Source organism: Polymorphospora rubra (assembly GCF_018324255.1).
Taxonomy (GTDB): Bacteria; Actinomycetota; Actinomycetes; order Mycobacteriales; family Micromonosporaceae; genus Polymorphospora; species Polymorphospora rubra.
Genome location: NZ_AP023359.1, coordinates 3,162,860 through 3,179,991 on the forward strand (window position 1 = coordinate 3,162,860; position 17,132 = coordinate 3,179,991).

A 17,132-nucleotide genomic window follows, 5' to 3' on the forward strand; every position below is an offset into this window, starting at 1 on the left:
GTTCCGGCGCGGGTACGGTGGGGTGCATGGCGCAGTTCGTGGACTGGGATCTTGCCGCTGCCACCGCCGGAGCACTGGGCAAATCAGGACCGAGAGTCTCCTACGAGGAGGCCACCGAGGTGGTGGCCGACCTGCGGCGGCTCACCGACGAGGCCGCCGGGCACGTGGCCGAATACACCGGTCTGCGGTCGCTGGTGGCCCATCCGCCGGTGCGGATCGTCGACCGGCGGGACTGGGCGGCGGTCAACATCGCCGGGCTCAGCGAGGTGATCACGCCGCTCGTCAACCGGCTGTCCGGTGACAAGCAGCCCGGCGCGTTGACCGACGCCGTCGGTTCCCGGCTCACCGGGGTCCAGGCCGGGACCGTCCTGGCCTACCTGTCCGGCCGGGTGCTCGGGCAGTACGAGGTCTTCTCCGCCGATCCGGGCCAGCTCCTGCTCGTCGCGCCGAACATCGTCGAGGTGGAGCGCAAGCTCCAGGCCGACCCCCGCGACTTCCGCCTCTGGGTCTGCCTGCACGAGGTGACCCACCGCACCCAGTTCACCGCGGTGCCGTGGATGCGCGGACACTTCTTCGGCGAGGTGCAGGCGTTCGTCGACGCGTCGCAGGCCGGCGGCGACAACCTTCTCGACCGGGTCCGTCGCGGCGTGGCCACCCTGTCCGACTCCGTACGCAACCCGGACAGCCGGGCGAGCGTGCTGGACATCGTCCAGACCCCCGGGCAGCGTGCCGTGCTCGACCGGCTCACCGCCCTGATGACGCTGCTCGAGGGGCACGCCGAGTTCGTGATGGACGGGGTGGGGCCCGAGGTCATCCCGAGCGTCGGTGAGATCCGGGCGAGGTTCAACCGGCGCCGCGAGGCCGGCAACCCGGTCGAGAAGGCGATCCGCAAGCTGCTCGGCATCGACGTCAAGATGCGCCAGTACGCCGAGGGCCGCAAGTTCGTGCACGGGGTCGTCGACCAGGTCGGCATGGCCGGCTTCAACAAGATCTTCAGCTCGCCGCTCACCCTGCCCCGGCTGGACGAACTCGGCGACCCCGGCGCGTGGGTGGCCCGGGTGCACGGCCCGGTCGGGCCGGTTTCGGCAGCCGGCTGACCCGCCGCCCGCCGTGGCCACCCTCGCCGCACCGGTCGCCGCGGTCCGGCTCGCGGTCCGGCGGGCGCTCGACCGACCGCTCGATGCCGACCCCGCACCGCCCGGTCCGGCGCCCGGACGGGCCGCCGGACGGGTGCTGGTCGCCTGCTCGGGTGGTGCCGACTCGCTGGCGCTGGCGGCGGCGGCGGTCTTCGTCGGGCCACGCCGGGGCGTCGACGTCGGCCTGGTGACCGTCGACCACGGCCTCCAGGCCGGGTCGGCACGGCGGGCACAGGACGTCGCGGACTGGGCCCGGAAGGCCGGTTTCGCACCGGTCGAGGTCGCCACCGTCGAGGTCGGCGGCCGCCCGGGTGGACCCGAGGCGGCCGCCCGCGACGCCCGGTACGAGGCGCTCGTATCCGCCGCCCATCGCCACCGGGCCGGCACCGTACTGCTCGGACACACCCGCGACGACCAGGCCGAGACCGTACTGCTGGCGCTGGCCCGCGGGGCCGGGCCGCACGGGCTTGCCGGCATGCCGGCGGTCCGCCGGCTGGACGGGATCGCGCTGTGCCGTCCGCTGCTCGACGTCACCCGGGCACAGACCCGCGCCGCGTGCGCCGCGCTCGACCTCACCCCGTGGGACGACCCGCACAACACCGATCCGTCGTACGCCCGGGCCCGGGTCCGGTCCGACCTGCTGCCAGCGCTGGTCGAGGCGCTCGGCCCCGGCGTGGTGGGCAATCTGGCCCGCACCGCGGCACTGGTCGCGGCCGACACCGCCGCCCTCGACGCGCTCGCCGCCGACCACCTGACCGCCGCCCGCGACCCGGCCGGCGGGCTGCGGGTCGCCGCGCTCGCCGCACTGCCGGCCGCGCTGCGCGGCCGGGTCCTGCACGCCTGGGCCCGCGAGCTGGGCGCCGCCCCGGCCGCCCTGTCCCACCGGCACGTCGAGGCGCTCGACGCCCTGATCACCGCGTGGCGCGGGCAGGGACCGACCTTCCTGCCCGGCGGCATCCGGGTGGCCCGCCATGGCGGGCACCTCGGCGCCGGGTGAGACTGGCCGGATGCCGCACCCCAGACAACCCGTGTACGCCCCGCACGGCATCGTCGCGACCAGCCAGCCCCTGGCGGCGGCGGCCGGTACGGCGGTCCTGCGTCGCGGCGGCAACGCCGTCGACGCCGCGCTGGCCACCGCCATCGCGCTGACCGTCGTGCAGCCCGGCTCCAACGACATCGGCGGCGACCTGTTCGCCATCGTGTGGGACGGAACGCGGCTGCACGGCCTCAACGCCTCGGGCCGGTCGCCGGCGGCGCTGACCCGCGCGGCGGTGCTCGCCGCGACCGGAGGCCGTGGGGCGGAGCCGAGTGCGGGGCACGGCGGTGCCCAGGCGACCGCCCCCGGGCTACCGGCCCGAGGCTGGCTGCCGGTGACCGTACCCGGGGCTCCGGCCGGCTGGCGGGACCTGCACGACCGGTTCGGCTCGCTGCCGTTCGCCCACCTCTTCGACGACGCCGTCCGGTACGCCGAACACGGCTTCCCGGTGTCGCCCGGGGTCGCCGCCGGCTGGGCCCGGTCGGTGCGTACCCACGTCGAACTGGCCGGGTCGGAGTTCGCCGAGTGGGGCCGCGCCTTCACGGTCGGCGGGCGGGCACCCCGGGCCGGCGAGCGGTGGCGCAACCCGGCGGCGGGTGCGACGTTGCGCCGGATCGCGGACAGCGGGGCCAGCGACTTCTACCACGGCGACATCGCCGCCGAAGTGGCCCGACACGCCGCCGCGACCGGTGGCCTGCTGACCGCCGACGACCTGGCCGGGCACCGGTCCACCTGGGTCGACCCGGTGTCGGCGGCCTATCGGGGGCACGAGGTCTGGGAACTGCCGCCCAACGGGCAGGGCGTGGCGGCGCTGATGGCCCTGGCCATCCTGGACGGGGTCGACCTGGCCGGGATGCCCGCCGGCGAGCGGACGCACTGGCAGATCGAGGCGACGAAACTCGGCTTCGCCGACGCCCACGCGTACGTCGCCGACCCCGACCGGGTCGCGGTCCCGACCGCCGGACTGCTCGACCCGGCGTACGTCGCTTCGCGGCGGGCGCTGATCGGCGGGCGGGCCGGCACACCGGCACCCGGCGATCCGGCCCGGGGCGGCACCGTCTACCTGTGCGCCGCCGACCGGGACGGTCTGATGGTGAGTCTCATCCAGTCCAACTACCTGGGCTTCGGGTCGTACGTCGTGGTGCCCGGCCTCGGGTTCGGCCTCCAGAACCGGGGTGCCGGGTTCAGCCTCGACCCGGACCATCCCAACGTCGTCGCGCCCGGCAAGCGGCCGTACCACACGATCATCCCCGGTTTCCTGACCCGGGGCGGCGAGCCGGTGGGACCGTTCGGGGTGATGGGCGGCCACATGCAGCCGCAGGGACACGTGCAGGTGATCTCGTCGACGCTGGACGGCGGGCTCGACCCGCAGGCCGCCCTGGACGCGCCGCGGTGGTACTGGCACGCCGGCCGGTCGCTGCTCGTGGAGCCCGGCGTGGCCGGCGACGTGGTCGAAGACCTGCGCCGGCGGGGCCACGAGATCGTCGTCGAACCCGAGCCGTCGACCTTCGGGTACGGCCAGGCGATCTGGCGCCTGCCGGACGGCGGCTACGTCGCCGGCTCCGAGCCGCGCGCCGACGGGTTGGCCGTCGGGTACTGATCCCGGGGCCCGCTGCGACCCGGTCGCCGCTCAGACCCGTTCGCGGAAGGTGGCGCGGTAGGCGTGCGGGGTGGCGCCGACCCGGCGCCCGAAGTGGTGCCGCATCGTCGCCGCGTCACCGAAGCCGGCGCGGGTGGCGATCGCCTCGACGCTCAGCGCGGTCTCCTCCAGCAGCCGCCGGGCGAGCAGCACCCGCTGGTTGGTGAGCCAGTCGTGCGGCGTGGTGCCGGTCTCGGCCCGGAACCGGCGGGCGAACGTACGCGGTGCCATGTGTGCCCGTACGGCCAACTCCTCGACGGTGGTGGTCCGGTCGAGGTTGCCCATCAGCCAGCCGAGCACCGGTTCGAGGGTGGGCGCGTCCGGCGTACGCGGGATCGGCGCCTCGATGAACTGGGCCTGCCCGCCGTCGCGGTGCGGCGGTACGACCATCCGCCGGGCGAGCTTGGTGGCCAGTGCCGAGCCGTGCTCCTGCCGGACCAGGTGCAGGCAGGCGTCGATCCCGGCCGCGGTGCCGGCACTGGTCAGCAGGTTGCCGTCCTGGACGTAGAGGGAGTTGCAGCGCACCCGGGCCAGCGGGTAGCGGTCGGCGAGCAGGTCGGCGTACCGCCAGTGGGTGGTGCACTCCCGCCCGTCGAGCAGCCCGGCCTCGCCCAGCACGAAGGCGCCGGAGCAGACGCTGAGAACGTACGCCCCACGGTCCGCGGCCCGACGGAGCGCGTCGAGGGCCGCCGGCGGGATGGGGCTTCCCTCGGCGTGCGCCGGTACGGCGACCAGGTCGGCGTCCTCGACCGGGGTGAGGTCGGCGTCCGGCACGATGCTGAATCCGGAGCGGCTGCGGACCGGCCGGCCGTCGACGGTGCACACGTCGAACCGGTAGCCGGGGAACCCGTCGGCGGTGCGGTCGGTGCCGAAGACCTCGCAGAGCACGCCCAGTTCGAAGGCGGCGACCGGATCGAGGGCGAGCACGGCGACGGTACGGAGCATGCGCCGAGCCTACGCCGAAGGTGGCAGGAAATCGAGGTTCAATGGCATCTCTGCCACTGTGCGGGTCGTCGGTGGCGGCGGAGACTTCTACGTGACGTCCGGTGCGCACCGGCGGCGAAGCTCTCCAAGCCGACTCGAAAGGCTGACGCCGCCATGGAATTCTTCGTTCTTCTCGTCTTTGTCGGGCTGCTCGCGCTCGCCTCGGTCGTCGGTGTGACCAGCGACACTCGCGATTCCGCCGACTGGAAACCCACCGACGAGGGCCAGCGCTGGCAGGCCAGCGCCTGACCGCGACGGTGCGTGATCCACCGCCCGCCGTACGTGGGGCGGCCAGCCGAAAAGCGCCTGCCCCGCTGACAGGCCGCAACCCGCGTACGGCAGGCTTAGGTTCATGTCTGACGGCTCCTGGTACGACGCCGACATCGACCACGTGATCATCTCGGAAGCCCAGATCCGCGAGAAGACGGCGGAACTGGCCAAGCAGGTCTCCGTCGACTATGCCTCGGTCGAGGACGGCCTCCTGCTCGTCTGTGTTCTCAAGGGCGCGGTCATGTTCATGGCCGACTTCGCCCGGGCGCTCGGGCGGCACGGTCCGTCCACCGAGATGGAGTTCATGGCCGTCTCCTCCTACGGCCAGGGCACCACCTCGTCCGGCGTCGTCCGCATCCTCAAGGACCTCGACCGTGACATCGCCGGCCGCCACGTCGTGGTCGTCGAGGACATCGTCGACTCCGGCCTGACCCTCTCGTGGCTGCTCAAGTACCTGGAGTCCCGGTCGGCGGCCAGCGTCGAGGTGGTCGCCCTCTTCCGTAAGCCCGACGCGGTCAAGGTCTCGGTGCCGGTGAAGTACGTCGGCTTCGACATCCCGACCGAGTTCGTCGTCGGATACGGCCTCGACTTCGGCGAGCGCTACCGGGAACTGCCGTACGTCGGCGTCCTCAAGCCCGAGGTCTACGCCCGAGCCTAGGGCGGCGGCCGCGCGTACAGGCCACTCTCAGGATCCGCCGTTACCGTGGTCGGTGCCGGGAGGCGGCCGGCCCGAGTCCGAACCCAGCCCGGGTGCGGCGCGGGGCGGCTCCCGCGGGCCGCGAGCCTGCTTACGCACCCGGGACGGTGTCGCTGTGCGTAGACCGCCCCGAAACACTCGCGCCTCGCGCTCACGGTGTACCTTCGAATGACCGTGGCGCGGCATCAGCGCCGCGGGTAAACCGGCCGTCCTGGCCGGTCGGACGGATCCCGGTCGGACGGATCCCGGCCGACCAGCTGGTCCGGTCGGATCAGGGCCGGCCACCCAGGTCGGGTCGAAACCGGCTCCCGAGCCGGTCGAGAGGTCGCCACCGGCGGCTCCTGGTTTACCAGACGGCCAAGACGTCGATCAGGAGGGTCCGGGCGTTTCGGCGCTCGAAACAGTATGGAACGTACGCGTTTCTTCCGCCGCCCGGTGGTCTGGATCATCCTGGTGATCATCGGTGCGATCGCACTCAGTTCTTTCTTCACCGGCGGGCCGAGCTATCACAAGGTCGACACCTCCGTGATGCTCGACCAGCTCAACAAGGGCGGCATCGAAAAGGCCGTCTTCCAGGACAAGGAGCAGACGCTCCGGCTCGACCTCGCCGACCAGGCGCGGTTCGGCGACACCGACACCGACAAGATCGAGGCCCAGTTCCCCTACCAGGTGGGCGACGAGGTCTGGAACAACGTGCTCGAGGCGAAGGCGGCCAACCGGATCACCGGCCCCGCCGACACCGAGGTGTCGCAGGACAACGTCTTCCTCACCCTGCTGGTCAACCTGCTGCCCATCGCGGTGCTGGTCATCCTGCTCCTGCTGTTCATGTCGCAGATGCAGGGCGGCGGCTCCCGGGTGCTCAACTTCGGCAAGTCCAAGGCGAAGATGATCACCAAGGACACGCCGAAGACGACCTTCGCCGACGTGGCGGGCTCCGAGGAGGCCGTCGAGGAACTCCACGAGATCAAGGATTTCCTCCAGAACCCGGCGAAGTACCAGGCACTCGGCGCCAAGATCCCGAAGGGCGTCCTGCTCTTCGGCCCGCCCGGTACGGGTAAGACCCTGCTCGCCCGCGCCGTCGCCGGCGAGGCCGGTGTGCCGTTCTACTCGATCTCCGGCTCCGACTTCGTCGAGATGTTCGTCGGTGTCGGCGCCAGCCGGGTCCGCGACCTCTTCGAGCAGGCCAAGGCCAACGCGCCGGCGATCGTGTTCGTCGACGAGATCGACGCCGTCGGCCGGCACCGGGGTGCCGGTATGGGCGGCGGCCACGACGAGCGCGAGCAGACCCTCAACCAGCTCCTCGTCGAGATGGACGGCTTCGACACCAAGGGCGGCGTCATCCTGATCGCCGCCACCAACCGCCCCGACATCCTCGACCCCGCCCTGCTGCGGCCGGGCCGCTTCGACCGGCAGATCCCGGTCGACACCCCGGACATGGAGGGCCGCAAGGCCATCCTGCGGGTGCACGCCAAGGGCAAGCCGTTCACGCCCGACGTCGACCTCGACGCGGTCGCCCGGCGCACCCCCGGCTTCAGCGGCGCCGACCTGGCCAACGTGATCAACGAGGCGGCCCTGCTGACCGCCCGGCAGGACAAGCGGGCGATCTCGAACGAGTCGCTGGAGGAGTCGATCGACCGGGTGGTCGCCGGTCCGCAGCGGCGTACCCGGGTGATGGGCGACAACGAAAAGAAGATCACCGCTTACCACGAGGGTGGCCACGCACTGGTCGCCTGGGCGCTGCCGCACGCCGCACCCGTACACAAGGTGACGATCTTGTCCCGGGGCCGGTCGCTCGGCCACACCCTGGTGCTGCCCACCGAGGACAAGTACACGCAGACCAGGGCCGAAATGATCGACACCCTGGCGTACGCGCTCGGCGGCCGGGCGGCCGAGGAACTGGTCTTCCACGAGCCCACCACCGGTGCCGGCAACGACATCGAGAAGGCCACCGCGCTCGCCCGCGCCATGATCACCCAGTACGGCATGAGCTCCAAGCTCGGCGCCATCAAGTACGGCACCAGTGGCGACGAGCCGTTCCTCGGCCGCAACATGGGCCACGAGCGGGACTACTCCGACGCGGTCGCCGCCGAGATCGACGGCGAGATGCGGGCGCTGATCGAGCTCGCCCACGACGAGGCCTGGGAGATCCTGGTCGAATACCGGGACGTGCTCGACAACATCGTTCTGGAGCTGATGGAGAAGGAGACCATCTCCCAGACCGACATGGCCCGGATCTGCGCCCGGGTGGTCAAGCGGCCGCCGATGGCGCCGTACAACAACTTCGGCAAGCGCCAGCCGTCCACCGAGCCGCCGGTTCTCACCCCCGGCGAGAAGAACACGCTGAAGAAGCAGGCCGAGGCGGACGGCGCGCAGGCTGCCACCACCGTCGGCGGACCCGCCGCGAACTCGGACGGCACACACTGAGCGCCGGCACGGGCTCCCGCCCCGACCCGGTCGAGGCGTTCCCGTCGCCGAACGGTCAGTCGGTCTCCTCGACCGAACCCGACGGCGACGAGACCCTCGACTACCTCGCCGCCCGGCTGGTCAACGGCAAGCTCACCGGTGTACCCGTCGAGCAGGCCGTCGACCTCGAACGGATCGAGAAGGCTGTACGCGAGATCCTCGTCGCGGTCGGGGAGGACCCCGACCGCGACGGGCTGCGGAACACCCCGGCCCGGGTCGCCCGGGCGTACGCCGAGCTGTTCGCCGGCCTGCGCGTCGACCCCGCCCAGGTGCTCACCACGACCTTCGAGGCCAACCACGAGGAACTCGTACTGGTCCGCGACATCGACGTGATGAGCCTGTGCGAACACCACCTGCTGCCGTTCCACGGCGTGGCGCACATCGGCTACGTGCCCGGCACCCACGGCCGGATCACCGGGCTGTCCAAGCTGGCCCGGCTGGTGGAGGTCTACGCCCGCCGACCCCAGGTACAGGAACGGCTCACCTCGCAGATCGCCGACCTGCTGATGGCCAAGCTCGACCCGCGCGGCGTGATCGTCGTGCTCGAGTGCGAGCACATGTGCATGGCGATGCGCGGCATCCAGAAGGCCGGTGCCAAGACCATCACCTCCGCCGTACGCGGCCTGCACCAGCGCAGCGCCAAGTCCCGCGCCGAGGCGATGGCGCTCATCATCAACTCATAGCCGGCGGCGGCCCTATCCGTTGATCCGGTCGGCGACCGCCCACAGACACAGCACCAGCATCGGGGCGCCGCACACGAGCGCCCCGACCAGGGCGGTGCGCTCGACCCGGGCACCGGGCGCCGGCCGGAAGACGAAACCGACGACCAGCCAACCGAGGACGAACGCCCCGACCGGCAACCCGATCCCGCACAGCAGCACGGCCAGATCCGGCGAGCGTTCGCCGGACGCGAGATAGAGGGCCACCTCGACGAGCAGCACCACGAGCGCGAACGGGCCGTACACCAGCAGATTGCGCAGCCACGGCGTGCTCGCCCCCGGCGGCGGGTCGGGCAGCGTACCCGCGGCCGCGGCATCCGCCGCATCGGCGGCCGACCGGGCCCGTCGCAACGCCGTCACCACCGCACCCGGGCCGGCAGCCATTCCAGCGGCCTCCGCCGCCACCTCGGCCGGCCCCGGCACCAGCTCCCGATCCGGGGCCCCCAGCTCACGCAGGCGCGACTGCTGCGGCACCAGCCGGGCACGTACCCCGGTGAGCTCGTCACGGGCGGCCTGGACCGCCTGCGCCTGCTCGCTCGCGGCGTGGGCCGCGGCCCGGCGTACCGCGTCCAGGCGCTGCGCGGCCGCCAGATAGTCCCGCCACGCGTCCTCGGTCGGCTCCGGCGCCGTCATACGTCACGCTCCGCTCCGGTGAACGGCACGACCACCGCCGTACGGTCGGTGTGCCGGTCGTGCAGCAGCGCCCGGTTCGGCCGAGGCTGCCAGTCGACCGGGCGACCGACCAGCGCCGACACCTCGGCGCCGGGCACGTTGAGGAAAACCAGGCCGGCCACGTCGTCGCGGGCCCCGGCGCCGCCCAGCTCTTCGCCGAACCGGCGCGGCCCGCGCCACCACGACAGCAGATGGACCCCGCGTCCCGGGCCGTGGTGCAGCAGCGTGCGAAGCCGCTCCGCCGGCAGCGTGTCCGCGTTCACCGTGTCCATGCCGAAGACCACCAGGTAGCCGGGACCATCCATGGCCAGGGCCTCGACCAGCCCCGCCACGTCGACACTCTCGACATCCTGGCGCGCCGCCAACTCCGTCACCAACCCGGCCGCCACCGGATCACCGTCACCCACCAACGACGCCACGACGAACCGCACCCCGCCCGGCGGATGCTGCGCGGCCAGGCTGCGGGCGGCCGCCGCGAGCACGTCCGCACCGGCCGGGTCCGGGCCGAGCACCGCCAGATGCCGGCCGGGCGAGGCGTCGAGCGGGAAGGACGCGGTCGACAACTGGACGTCGATCGTCCGGCCGACCAGCGCCGCCGGCCGGGCGGACCGGCCCGCCAGCGCGGCCAGGTAGGCCGGGTCGTCGTCGAGCCGCTGCTCCGCGTACCCCGCGAACACCAGCGGCGGTGCCGCCTCCGGCGGCCGGGCCTCCCACAACCGGCGTCGCAGAGTGGCCAGCGCGGTCCGATCGGCATGCGGATCCGGGAACCGGACAATCCGTTCATGGCCCCGGGTGGCGCCCCGCGGCCCACCCAACCCACCTGCGGTGTTGACGACCGCCGTACCCAGCGGCAGGCCGGCGGCCGCGTCGTTGGCGGGCTCCAGGACGTCACCACCACCCGGCAGGGCCACCCGCACCGGGAACTGCCCGAAGATCGCGTCACGCTTGGCGTAGAGCGCCTCGACACCGAGCACCGTCTGACTCGCGAGCACCAGATGGATGCCGTACGACCGGCCCTTGCGGGCCAACGACTCCAGCAGATCGACCGCCTCGCCGGCCAGCCGGTCGCCGCCGGCCAACAGCACCTGGAACTCGTCCACCACGCACACCACCCGCGGCAGCCGGAGGTGCTCGCGCAGCTCGCTGAAGCGGGTCACCCCGGCCCGCTTGTACGCCACCGAACGCCGGGTCATCTCCGCGTCGAGTTCGCGCAGCACCGCGAGCCCGTACTCCCGGTCGGACTCGACACCGACCGCCCGCGCCTGCGGCAGCCACGTGCGATCCCGGTCGGTCGGTACGAAGTCGGCGAAAGAGACGCCCTCCTTGAAGTCGAGCAGGTAGAGGGTCAGCTCGGCCGGACCGTACCGCGCGCAGAGTCCGTAGAGGACGTTGATCAGGAACGCCGTCTTGCCGGAGCCCGACCGGCCACCGACCATCCAGTGTGGCGTCAGGTCGTTGAACTGGAGCAGCACCGGACGGTCGCCGTCCTGGCCCACCGGCGTCGCCAGTCCGGCCGTCGACTCCTCGGTCCACGACCCGTCGACCTCGTCGGGCAGCAGGTCACGCAGTGACAGCCGGGACCGGGCGTCGAACCGGTCGGCCAACTCCTGACACACCCGGTCGAACAGGTGGGCCGGCGGTTCCTCGTCCAGGAACACCGGCGAGTTCAGCCCGGTCGACGGCAGGTGCGGGGCCGGGCTGCCGAACGACGAACCCGGCGGATCGCCGATCAGCGCGTACGGATTCCGCAACGTGACCATCGTGGTTCGGGGCAGCGGCGCCTGGGTGGTCTCCGCCGTCAACGGCGGAGGCGGCCAGCCGGCCACGATCAGATGCAACCCGGCCGCCGGACCGTGCTGGGCCAGGGCCGCGATCCGGGCCAGGTCACCACCCTCGGTCAGCTCCGGCAGCGACGCGATCACCACCAGCAACGTACGGTCCCGGCGGTTGTGTCGGGCCGCGGCAGGACGGGCCGGTCGCACCCACTGCTCCGCCTCGGCCAGCACCGCCCGCAGCCCGGTGCGGTCGGAGACCGGCGGCGGCATCAGGCCGGCATCGGCCAGCGGCGCGAACGGCGCGAAGACCGTACCCATTCCCGCCGCGTCGACCGCCCGGACCAGCAGTGACCCGGCGGGCGCGGCCGCGAGCAGCCGCAGCAGCACGGCCCGGATCAGCCCGGCGACCCGGGCGTCCCGGGCATCGGCGTCGATGGTCAGATGGCCGGTGCCGAGCAGCGGGACGATCGCCGGAAAACGGGCATCGTCCAACGGCTGCGCCGTACCGATCCGGACGAACCCTGGCAGCCCGGGCCCGCCGAGGGGCGTGTCCGCCGACTGGGCCTCCAACGGTCCGCCGAGCCACCCCGGCGCCAACGTCCCAGCCGCGGCCCGCAGCCGCTCGGCCAGATCATGCTGTTCCCGCCGGTCCGCCGGAGCCGGCCGGGTCGCGTCGAGGACGCCACCGGCCGCCGCCGCGACCGCGGCGGCCTGCCGATGCAACGCGGCAGCCCGGCCCGCCCGCCCCTTGAAGCTGGCCACCCCGTCCGCCTTTCGTCGTGGCCGGCACGTCCGTCGAAAGATGACCGTATCCCAAGAAGCGCACCAGTTTTCACGGACGCGCAGGCAGTGCGGCCGGGCTGAACGAGGTGACTACGCATAGTTAGCGATCGAGCCGTTGTGGTTACGGAGATGGACGTCCGTGGTCGTTGGGTCGGGGCGCGCCGGCCGATAACCTCGGTACGTGGAATCAGCGATGCCCCGGGACAGTCGGGGATGCACGGCCAGCGGTCCGCGTACGGGCCCGGCGGTCCGGTGCCTCGGGTACGGCGGCTGCGGCTGGCGCTTTCGGTGCTGGGCGGGATGATCGCGTTGCTCTGTGTCGGCGGAGCCGGTGTGGTGTATGTCGCGTACGACACCGTGACCCAACCCGACCGAAGCGCCCCCGACGTAGTCGTCGACAACTACCTGCGTGCCACGTTCACTAATCGCGACGACCTGCAGGCAGAGGCATTCTTGTGTGAAGCGCCAGCGAATATTGATCTTATTCATGCGTTGCGGGATGAGATTGACGACCGCGAGATGCGATTCGGTGTCGATGTGGTGGTTACCTGGAGTTCGCTGACTCCCCACAACGCCACAGAAGAGGCAGCCGATGTTGAGGTTGGGCTTGTCATAACTGGCCAGAGCGACGGACAGGTTCGAAGCCGGAGATCCGAGACTTGGTCGTTCAGTCTCCGGCGTGAGAGCCGTGACTGGCAGATTTGTTCCGTGACTACTGCCTAGGGCTCACTCCACCCAGAGTAGATGTACCGGCACCTCCAATGTCTTGGGTGGCTGACCGGTCCAGGCCCAGCGGTACCAGTCAACCTCGGTGGCGACCCGTACGCAGATGTCACCGTCGGTACTCGTGTGCATCTCGGTGACCGCGCGCAGATCGCGCCGCTCCGCTCCGTCCGACACCTGGACCACCCGCCGACCAACCAACGCGTCGGCGTCCACCACCGGTACCGGATGACGCAGGGGCGGGGCGTCGAGCGAGACCAGCCGCGAGATCACGTCACTGCGTGACGGACGGTCGGAGATGCCCGGTCCGATCGTCTCCATCCACACCCGCTCCGCAGGGACGAGCGGTGCGAACACCTCGATCTGCTCCGCCTCGGCGCGGTACCAGTCCTGCTCGACGATGACCGGAACGTAGGTGCGGCTGCCCTGCACGACCGTCTCGTCCGCGCGCAGATCCGTGCGCCAGCCGAGTCCGGGCAGCCCGACGACGACCCGTCGACCACGTAGGTCGCTCCGGCCGGCGGCCGGCGTCGGCACGATCGGCCGTGGTGGCCGGGGCGCCCAGTCGGGCTGGTCGGCGAAAGGGTCCGGGACCGGCTCTCCACCCATCAGCGTTTCCGGGTCATGTGCCCGCGCCCAGGGGAGCGCCGACGTCCCGCATGAACCGCACCGGGTCGACCGCGCCGCGGCTGCTCCGGTCACCGTTGATGTGTACCTCGAAATGCAGGTGCGGGCCGGAGGATCGGCCGCTGGTGCCGACCAGCCCGATGACCTGACCGGCCGCGACCTGCTCGCCGACGGCGACGTGTGGCCGGGCGACCATGTGGCAGTACCGGGTGACGATGTTGCCGGCGTGGAGCATGTCGACGTACCAGCCGCACCCCGGTGTGGACGGGGAGCCGTCCGAATCGCACGACCAGGGCGGCGCGCTGTCGGCGTCGCACCGGGAGACCAGCACCCGGCCCGCCGCGGCGGCCCGGATCGGCGTGCCGCGGCCGGAACCGAGGTCGACCCCGTGGTGGCTCGGCCGGGCCGCGGTCCGGAATCCGGAGACGATGCCCTCGCCGACCGGCGCGGTCCAGCCGGATGCGGCGATCTCGTCGCCTGCCGCGCACCGCAGTTCGGAAACCGTGCCGGCCGCTCGGGCCGCGCCGTCGGCGAGCGTGTTGACGATCTGCGTGGCGAGCGGTTCGTGCTTGGCATACGCGTCGGGAAAGGCACTGACCTGTACCTTCTGGGCCGCCTCCGTGAGCGGCATCTGCTGCCAGCCCTTGACCGTCAGCAGCTTTTCGTAGAACTTCCGAGCGGCGTAGGTCGGGTCCCGAAGCTGGGCCGGTGTGCCCCAACCCTGGCTCGGCCGCTGCTGGAAGAGCCCCACCGAGTCGTGGTCGTTGTTCGCGCCGAGGTGCGGCAGGTTCGACAGCGCTGACTCCTGCATCGCGGTCGCCACCGCGATGACCCAGCCCTTTGGCGGCACGGACAGTTCCGCGCCCACGTTGATGATGATCGCCGCATTGCGGACCTGCGCCTCGCCGTACGGGTCGATCCGGGGCAGGTTGCCGTTGGCGTCGACCGGCCCACTCTCGCCGCAGCCGAAGCTGGACAACAGCAGTGCGTTGTCCTCCGTCGTCGGGTCGGCGAGGAAGAGTGCGGTCACCCCGCCGGCGCAGCAGAGTGCCACCAGCACCGTGGTGATCCCGAGCGCCAGCATCCCGCGCCACCGCCGGCGGCGGGGCAGGCCGGCGACCGGCCCGGCCGTCATGCCCGCTCCCAGTCGACACCATCGACCAGCCAGCGGTCGGCCGAAACCACCATGCGCAGCCGCAGCCGGCCGGAATCGACCGGGATGGCCACCTCCGCGAATCCTTCCGCGTACGGCGTCAGCGCCGGTTCGCCGGTCACCCGGCTGGCCGGTACGACCGCCGGATCCACCCCGCTCAGCTTCCCGGCGAGTGCGGTTGTCGAATACGGGCGCAGGGCGGCATGCCAGTCCTCGGCCGACACGTCCTGATGGTCCACCCAGGCCGATGCGAAGGCGCGGGCGACCGTTTCCGGAGCGGGTGTGCCAGGCCGAACCATGAGTGACGGCTGTGGTGGTGGCGACACGACCCCGTCGTCGCCGGTGGTGGGGTCGATCGTGACCAGGGGGCCAACCGGTGCGCCCCGGGGCACCTCGTCACCCGCTCCATCCGGTCCCGGCACCAACCGACCCACCACGATGATGCCGAAGACCGCTACGCCGAGCACGACCGCGACCCAGACCCGGGACCGGAAGAGGCCGACGACGAGGCGTTCCAGCGCGCGTCTCAACCGGTCACCTCGCCTCGGTTCGTACCCGCGGCGTCGGATCCGGCGCTGTCGCACGGTCGCCCGACCCCGGACGGTAGATGGCGAAGGAGGGAGCGCTTTCCGGGACGTCCGGACCTGTCCACTGTGCCGGGCGCCGCGGCTGGACCGGCGGCTGTGCCGGTTCGCGGGAGGGGGCGGCCGCCGGCTCCGCCGACGGCGGAACCTTCTCCCCGGGGCGGTCACGGCTCTCGGAGGAGTGCGCCGGATCCTCCAGCCGTGCCTCCGGACGCAGATTGGACTGTTCGACGACGACCTGCCGGCGCTTGGCGGACTGCGGTTCGGCCGAACCACCCGGTTCGGCGGCGTTGAGTTTCGCGGCCTCCCGCATGTCCTTGAAGAACTGGCGGTGCCACGAGCCGGCCGAGGTGACCGCGGCGGTGGCGTCCTTGCCACCGAGCTGGGTGATCCGCCGGTAGGGCCGCAGCAGCAGCCATCCCACCACGCCACAGAGCCAGACCAGCACCACCTGGAGCCAGCCCGGGAGGGTCGGGGTACTCATCACCAGATCGACCGCGAGTAGGTAGACGGCCGCGCCGGTACCGAAGATCGCGATGTTGAAGATGGCCGCGACGACGGCGTTCCCGAGCCGCCGGATACCGGCACTGGCCGGGCGCATCAGCCCGACGGTGCCGAGGATCGGTGCGGCGACCACCGCCCAGCGGAAGATCAGGAAGCCGAGCAGCACCAGCAGCGACGCGGTGAGGTCGAACATCGCGAAGAGCAGCGCGGCGAGCACGGCGATGAAGCCCGCTCCCACCCGGTCCATGTCCCGGGTGCCCTGGAGGTACTCGTAGGCCTCCGGATCCTCGGCCCGGATCTGCTCGGCGACCTTCATCCACTGCCGACCCTTGGCGTCGATGGTCGCCTGTCGGGTAGCGGGATTGTCCCGCAACTTCTGTGCCTCGTCCCAGGACAGTGACTTGGCGTCGTACAGCGCGCGTCCGTACTTCCGGGCCGTCTCGGTGTCAGCCGAACCGAGCACCCCCCGCAGCCAGTTGCGGTAGAGCATCGTCTCCGTGGACGTGTCGCTTGCCCGTACCGCCGGAGGGCGGTTGTCGGTGCAGGCGCCCGGGGTCGGATCGTCACACCGCTCTGGGGGCGTGTCAGCCGCTCGTGGTCCGACTGCGTCGTGTACGACGCCGAGGCCGCTCACCAGGGCCCGGTCCGCCACGTTGGCGGACGCCACCGGCCACGCCGCCACCGCGGTGACCGCCACCATCACGAAGACGGCCCATCCGGCGGTGGTCATGGCGTTGCTCATGTCGGACTGCCGGGAACGCCAGATCAGGTAGAGCCCCACCACGCAGAGCGTAACGATGCCGAAGACGCTGAACACCTTCTGGTAGATCGCCTTGGTGGCCTGCTCGACCAGCGGATCGGCCCAGCCCCACATCGACTGCGGACTCCAGGCCCGTTCCCGCAGCGCGTTCGATGCGCCGATGATGGCGGTGGCGAGCATGAACTCGCCGTTGGCGATCGTGGTGGTGACCCGGTATTCCGGGTGCAGCAGCGTCGAGGCGCAGCCGCCTTCGATGTCGTACGTGGTGTAGCTGTATCCGGCGTAGCCGTAGTCGCTGTAGAGGCCCTGCGGGCCGGGGAGCTTCGACGAGTCCGGCCGGCCGGCGAACCAGCCGGCCAGGCCCGAGTCGGGGGTGCCCGGTGTCGGCGGGGTCAGGCACTGCGCCCGGGCCTCGGTGACCTCTTCGAGCTTGTCGACGCAGGCCCGGAAGTCGGCCTGCCACTGCTCGGTGGTGCAGAGTTCCGCGGGTACCCGGGTCGGCAACGGGGCGGCCTGGGCCGGATGCGTTCCCAGCGCCGGCCAGGAGACGGTCGCCGCGGCACCGACGAGTACGGCGAGAAGCACTGCCATGGCCCGCCTGGCCATG

Annotated in this window: 15 protein-coding genes; 8 read left to right on the forward strand and 7 right to left on the reverse strand. The window is 72.0% G+C overall.

Annotated features, from left to right (window positions below; genetic code table 11):
- The first annotated feature begins 26 nt into the window (after positions 1-26).
- From Prubr_RS14515 to Prubr_RS14525, 3 genes are read left to right on the forward strand one after another with little or no spacing between them, the layout of a single operon-like run.
- Positions 27-1,097, forward strand: a complete 1,071-nt coding sequence (locus Prubr_RS14515) for a zinc-dependent metalloprotease (protein ID WP_212825737.1) — start codon at positions 27-29, stop codon at positions 1,095-1,097.
- 13 nt (positions 1,098-1,110) lie between these two features.
- Entirely contained in the window at positions 1,111-2,133 is a 1,023-nt protein-coding gene (tilS, locus tag Prubr_RS14520; protein WP_212825739.1) for a tRNA lysidine(34) synthetase TilS, read from the forward strand.
- 10 nt (positions 2,134-2,143) lie between these two features.
- Positions 2,144-3,772 carry a gamma-glutamyltransferase family protein gene (locus tag Prubr_RS14525; RefSeq protein WP_212825741.1) on the forward strand — a complete coding sequence of 543 codons (1,629 nt, stop codon included), beginning with the start codon at positions 2,144-2,146 and terminating at the stop codon, positions 3,770-3,772.
- A gap of 30 nt (positions 3,773-3,802) precedes the next feature.
- Here Prubr_RS14525 and Prubr_RS14530 read toward each other — a convergent pair whose 3' ends face one another.
- Complete coding sequence (locus Prubr_RS14530) at positions 3,803-4,756, reverse strand: GlxA family transcriptional regulator (protein ID WP_212825743.1); 954 nt, start codon at positions 4,754-4,756, stop codon at positions 3,803-3,805.
- 153 nt (positions 4,757-4,909) lie between these two features.
- On the opposite strand from Prubr_RS14530, the gene Prubr_RS37665 reads away from it, so the two are divergent.
- The 4 genes from Prubr_RS37665 to folE all read left to right on the forward strand — a co-directional run bounded on the left by Prubr_RS37665 (position 4,910) and on the right by folE (position 8,908).
- Entirely contained in the window at positions 4,910-5,044 is a 135-nt protein-coding gene (locus Prubr_RS37665) for a hypothetical protein (RefSeq protein WP_281425915.1), read from the forward strand.
- 103 nt (positions 5,045-5,147) lie between these two features.
- Positions 5,148-5,723, forward strand: coding sequence for a hypoxanthine phosphoribosyltransferase (gene hpt, locus Prubr_RS14535; RefSeq protein ID WP_212825745.1), 576 nt, complete (start codon positions 5,148-5,150; stop codon positions 5,721-5,723).
- A gap of 444 nt (positions 5,724-6,167) precedes the next feature.
- Entirely contained in the window at positions 6,168-8,186 is a 2,019-nt protein-coding gene (gene ftsH / locus Prubr_RS14540) for an ATP-dependent zinc metalloprotease FtsH (protein WP_212825747.1), read from the forward strand.
- A 116-nt stretch (positions 8,187-8,302) separates the two neighbouring features.
- Entirely contained in the window at positions 8,303-8,908 is a 606-nt protein-coding gene (folE, locus tag Prubr_RS14545) for a GTP cyclohydrolase I FolE (protein WP_246568954.1), read from the forward strand.
- Between the two features lie 12 nt (positions 8,909-8,920).
- Here folE and Prubr_RS14550 read toward each other — a convergent pair whose 3' ends face one another.
- A complete protein-coding gene (locus Prubr_RS14550; protein ID WP_212825749.1) occupies positions 8,921-9,577 on the reverse strand; it encodes a hypothetical protein in 657 nt (218 codons plus the stop codon).
- Positions 9,574-12,153: an FtsK/SpoIIIE domain-containing protein gene (locus Prubr_RS14555; protein ID WP_212825751.1), complete on the reverse strand. Its 2,580-nt coding sequence runs from the start codon at positions 12,151-12,153 to the stop codon at positions 9,574-9,576. Before Prubr_RS14555 ends, Prubr_RS14550 begins: the two co-directional genes overlap by 4 nt.
- A 321-nt stretch (positions 12,154-12,474) precedes the next feature.
- On the opposite strand from Prubr_RS14555, the gene Prubr_RS14560 reads away from it, so the two are divergent.
- On the forward strand, positions 12,475-12,897 hold the full coding sequence (locus Prubr_RS14560; RefSeq protein WP_212825753.1) for a hypothetical protein: 423 nt from the start codon (positions 12,475-12,477) through the stop codon (positions 12,895-12,897).
- Positions 12,898-12,900: 3 nt separating this feature from the next.
- Here Prubr_RS14560 and Prubr_RS14565 read toward each other — a convergent pair whose 3' ends face one another.
- The 4 genes from Prubr_RS14565 to Prubr_RS14580 are packed head-to-tail and all read right to left on the reverse strand — an operon-like array spanning position 12,901 to position 17,131.
- Entirely contained in the window at positions 12,901-13,506 is a 606-nt protein-coding gene (locus tag Prubr_RS14565) for a hypothetical protein (protein ID WP_212825755.1), read from the reverse strand.
- A 13-nt stretch (positions 13,507-13,519) separates the two neighbouring features.
- Positions 13,520-14,659 carry a M23 family metallopeptidase gene (locus Prubr_RS14570; protein ID WP_212825757.1) on the reverse strand — a complete coding sequence of 380 codons (1,140 nt, stop codon included), beginning with the start codon at positions 14,657-14,659 and terminating at the stop codon, positions 13,520-13,522.
- Positions 14,656-15,207, reverse strand: coding sequence for a hypothetical protein (locus Prubr_RS14575; protein WP_212825759.1), 552 nt, complete (start codon positions 15,205-15,207; stop codon positions 14,656-14,658). The genes Prubr_RS14570 and Prubr_RS14575 overlap by 4 nt, the downstream gene beginning before the upstream one ends.
- 4 nt (positions 15,208-15,211) lie before the next feature.
- Complete coding sequence (locus Prubr_RS14580; RefSeq protein WP_212825761.1) at positions 15,212-17,131, reverse strand: MFS transporter; 1,920 nt, start codon at positions 17,129-17,131, stop codon at positions 15,212-15,214.
- Position 17,132: the final 1 nt, after the last annotated feature.

Excerpts from the sequence above, each read along its gene's own strand:
- Prubr_RS14515 (WP_212825737.1), top strand. The coding sequence starts at position 27 with ATGGCGCAGTTCGTGGACTGGGATCTTGCCGCTGCCACCGCCGGAGCA.
- Prubr_RS14525 (WP_212825741.1), top strand. The coding sequence starts at position 2,144 with ATGCCGCACCCCAGACAACCCGTGTACGCCCCGCACGGCATCGTCGCG.
- Prubr_RS14530 (WP_212825743.1), bottom strand. The coding sequence starts at position 4,756 with ATGCTCCGTACCGTCGCCGTGCTCGCCCTCGATCCGGTCGCCGCCTTC.
- Prubr_RS37665 (WP_281425915.1), top strand. The coding sequence starts at position 4,910 with ATGGAATTCTTCGTTCTTCTCGTCTTTGTCGGGCTGCTCGCGCTCGCC.
- hpt (WP_212825745.1), top strand. The coding sequence starts at position 5,148 with ATGTCTGACGGCTCCTGGTACGACGCCGACATCGACCACGTGATCATC.
- ftsH (WP_212825747.1), top strand. The coding sequence starts at position 6,168 with ATGGAACGTACGCGTTTCTTCCGCCGCCCGGTGGTCTGGATCATCCTG.
- Prubr_RS14550 (WP_212825749.1), bottom strand. The coding sequence starts at position 9,577 with ATGACGGCGCCGGAGCCGACCGAGGACGCGTGGCGGGACTATCTGGCG.
- Prubr_RS14560 (WP_212825753.1), top strand. The coding sequence starts at position 12,475 with ATGATCGCGTTGCTCTGTGTCGGCGGAGCCGGTGTGGTGTATGTCGCG.
- Prubr_RS14565 (WP_212825755.1), bottom strand. The coding sequence starts at position 13,506 with ATGGGTGGAGAGCCGGTCCCGGACCCTTTCGCCGACCAGCCCGACTGG.
- Prubr_RS14570 (WP_212825757.1), bottom strand. The coding sequence starts at position 14,659 with ATGACGGCCGGGCCGGTCGCCGGCCTGCCCCGCCGCCGGCGGTGGCGC.
- Prubr_RS14580 (WP_212825761.1), bottom strand. The coding sequence starts at position 17,131 with ATGGCCAGGCGGGCCATGGCAGTGCTTCTCGCCGTACTCGTCGGTGCC.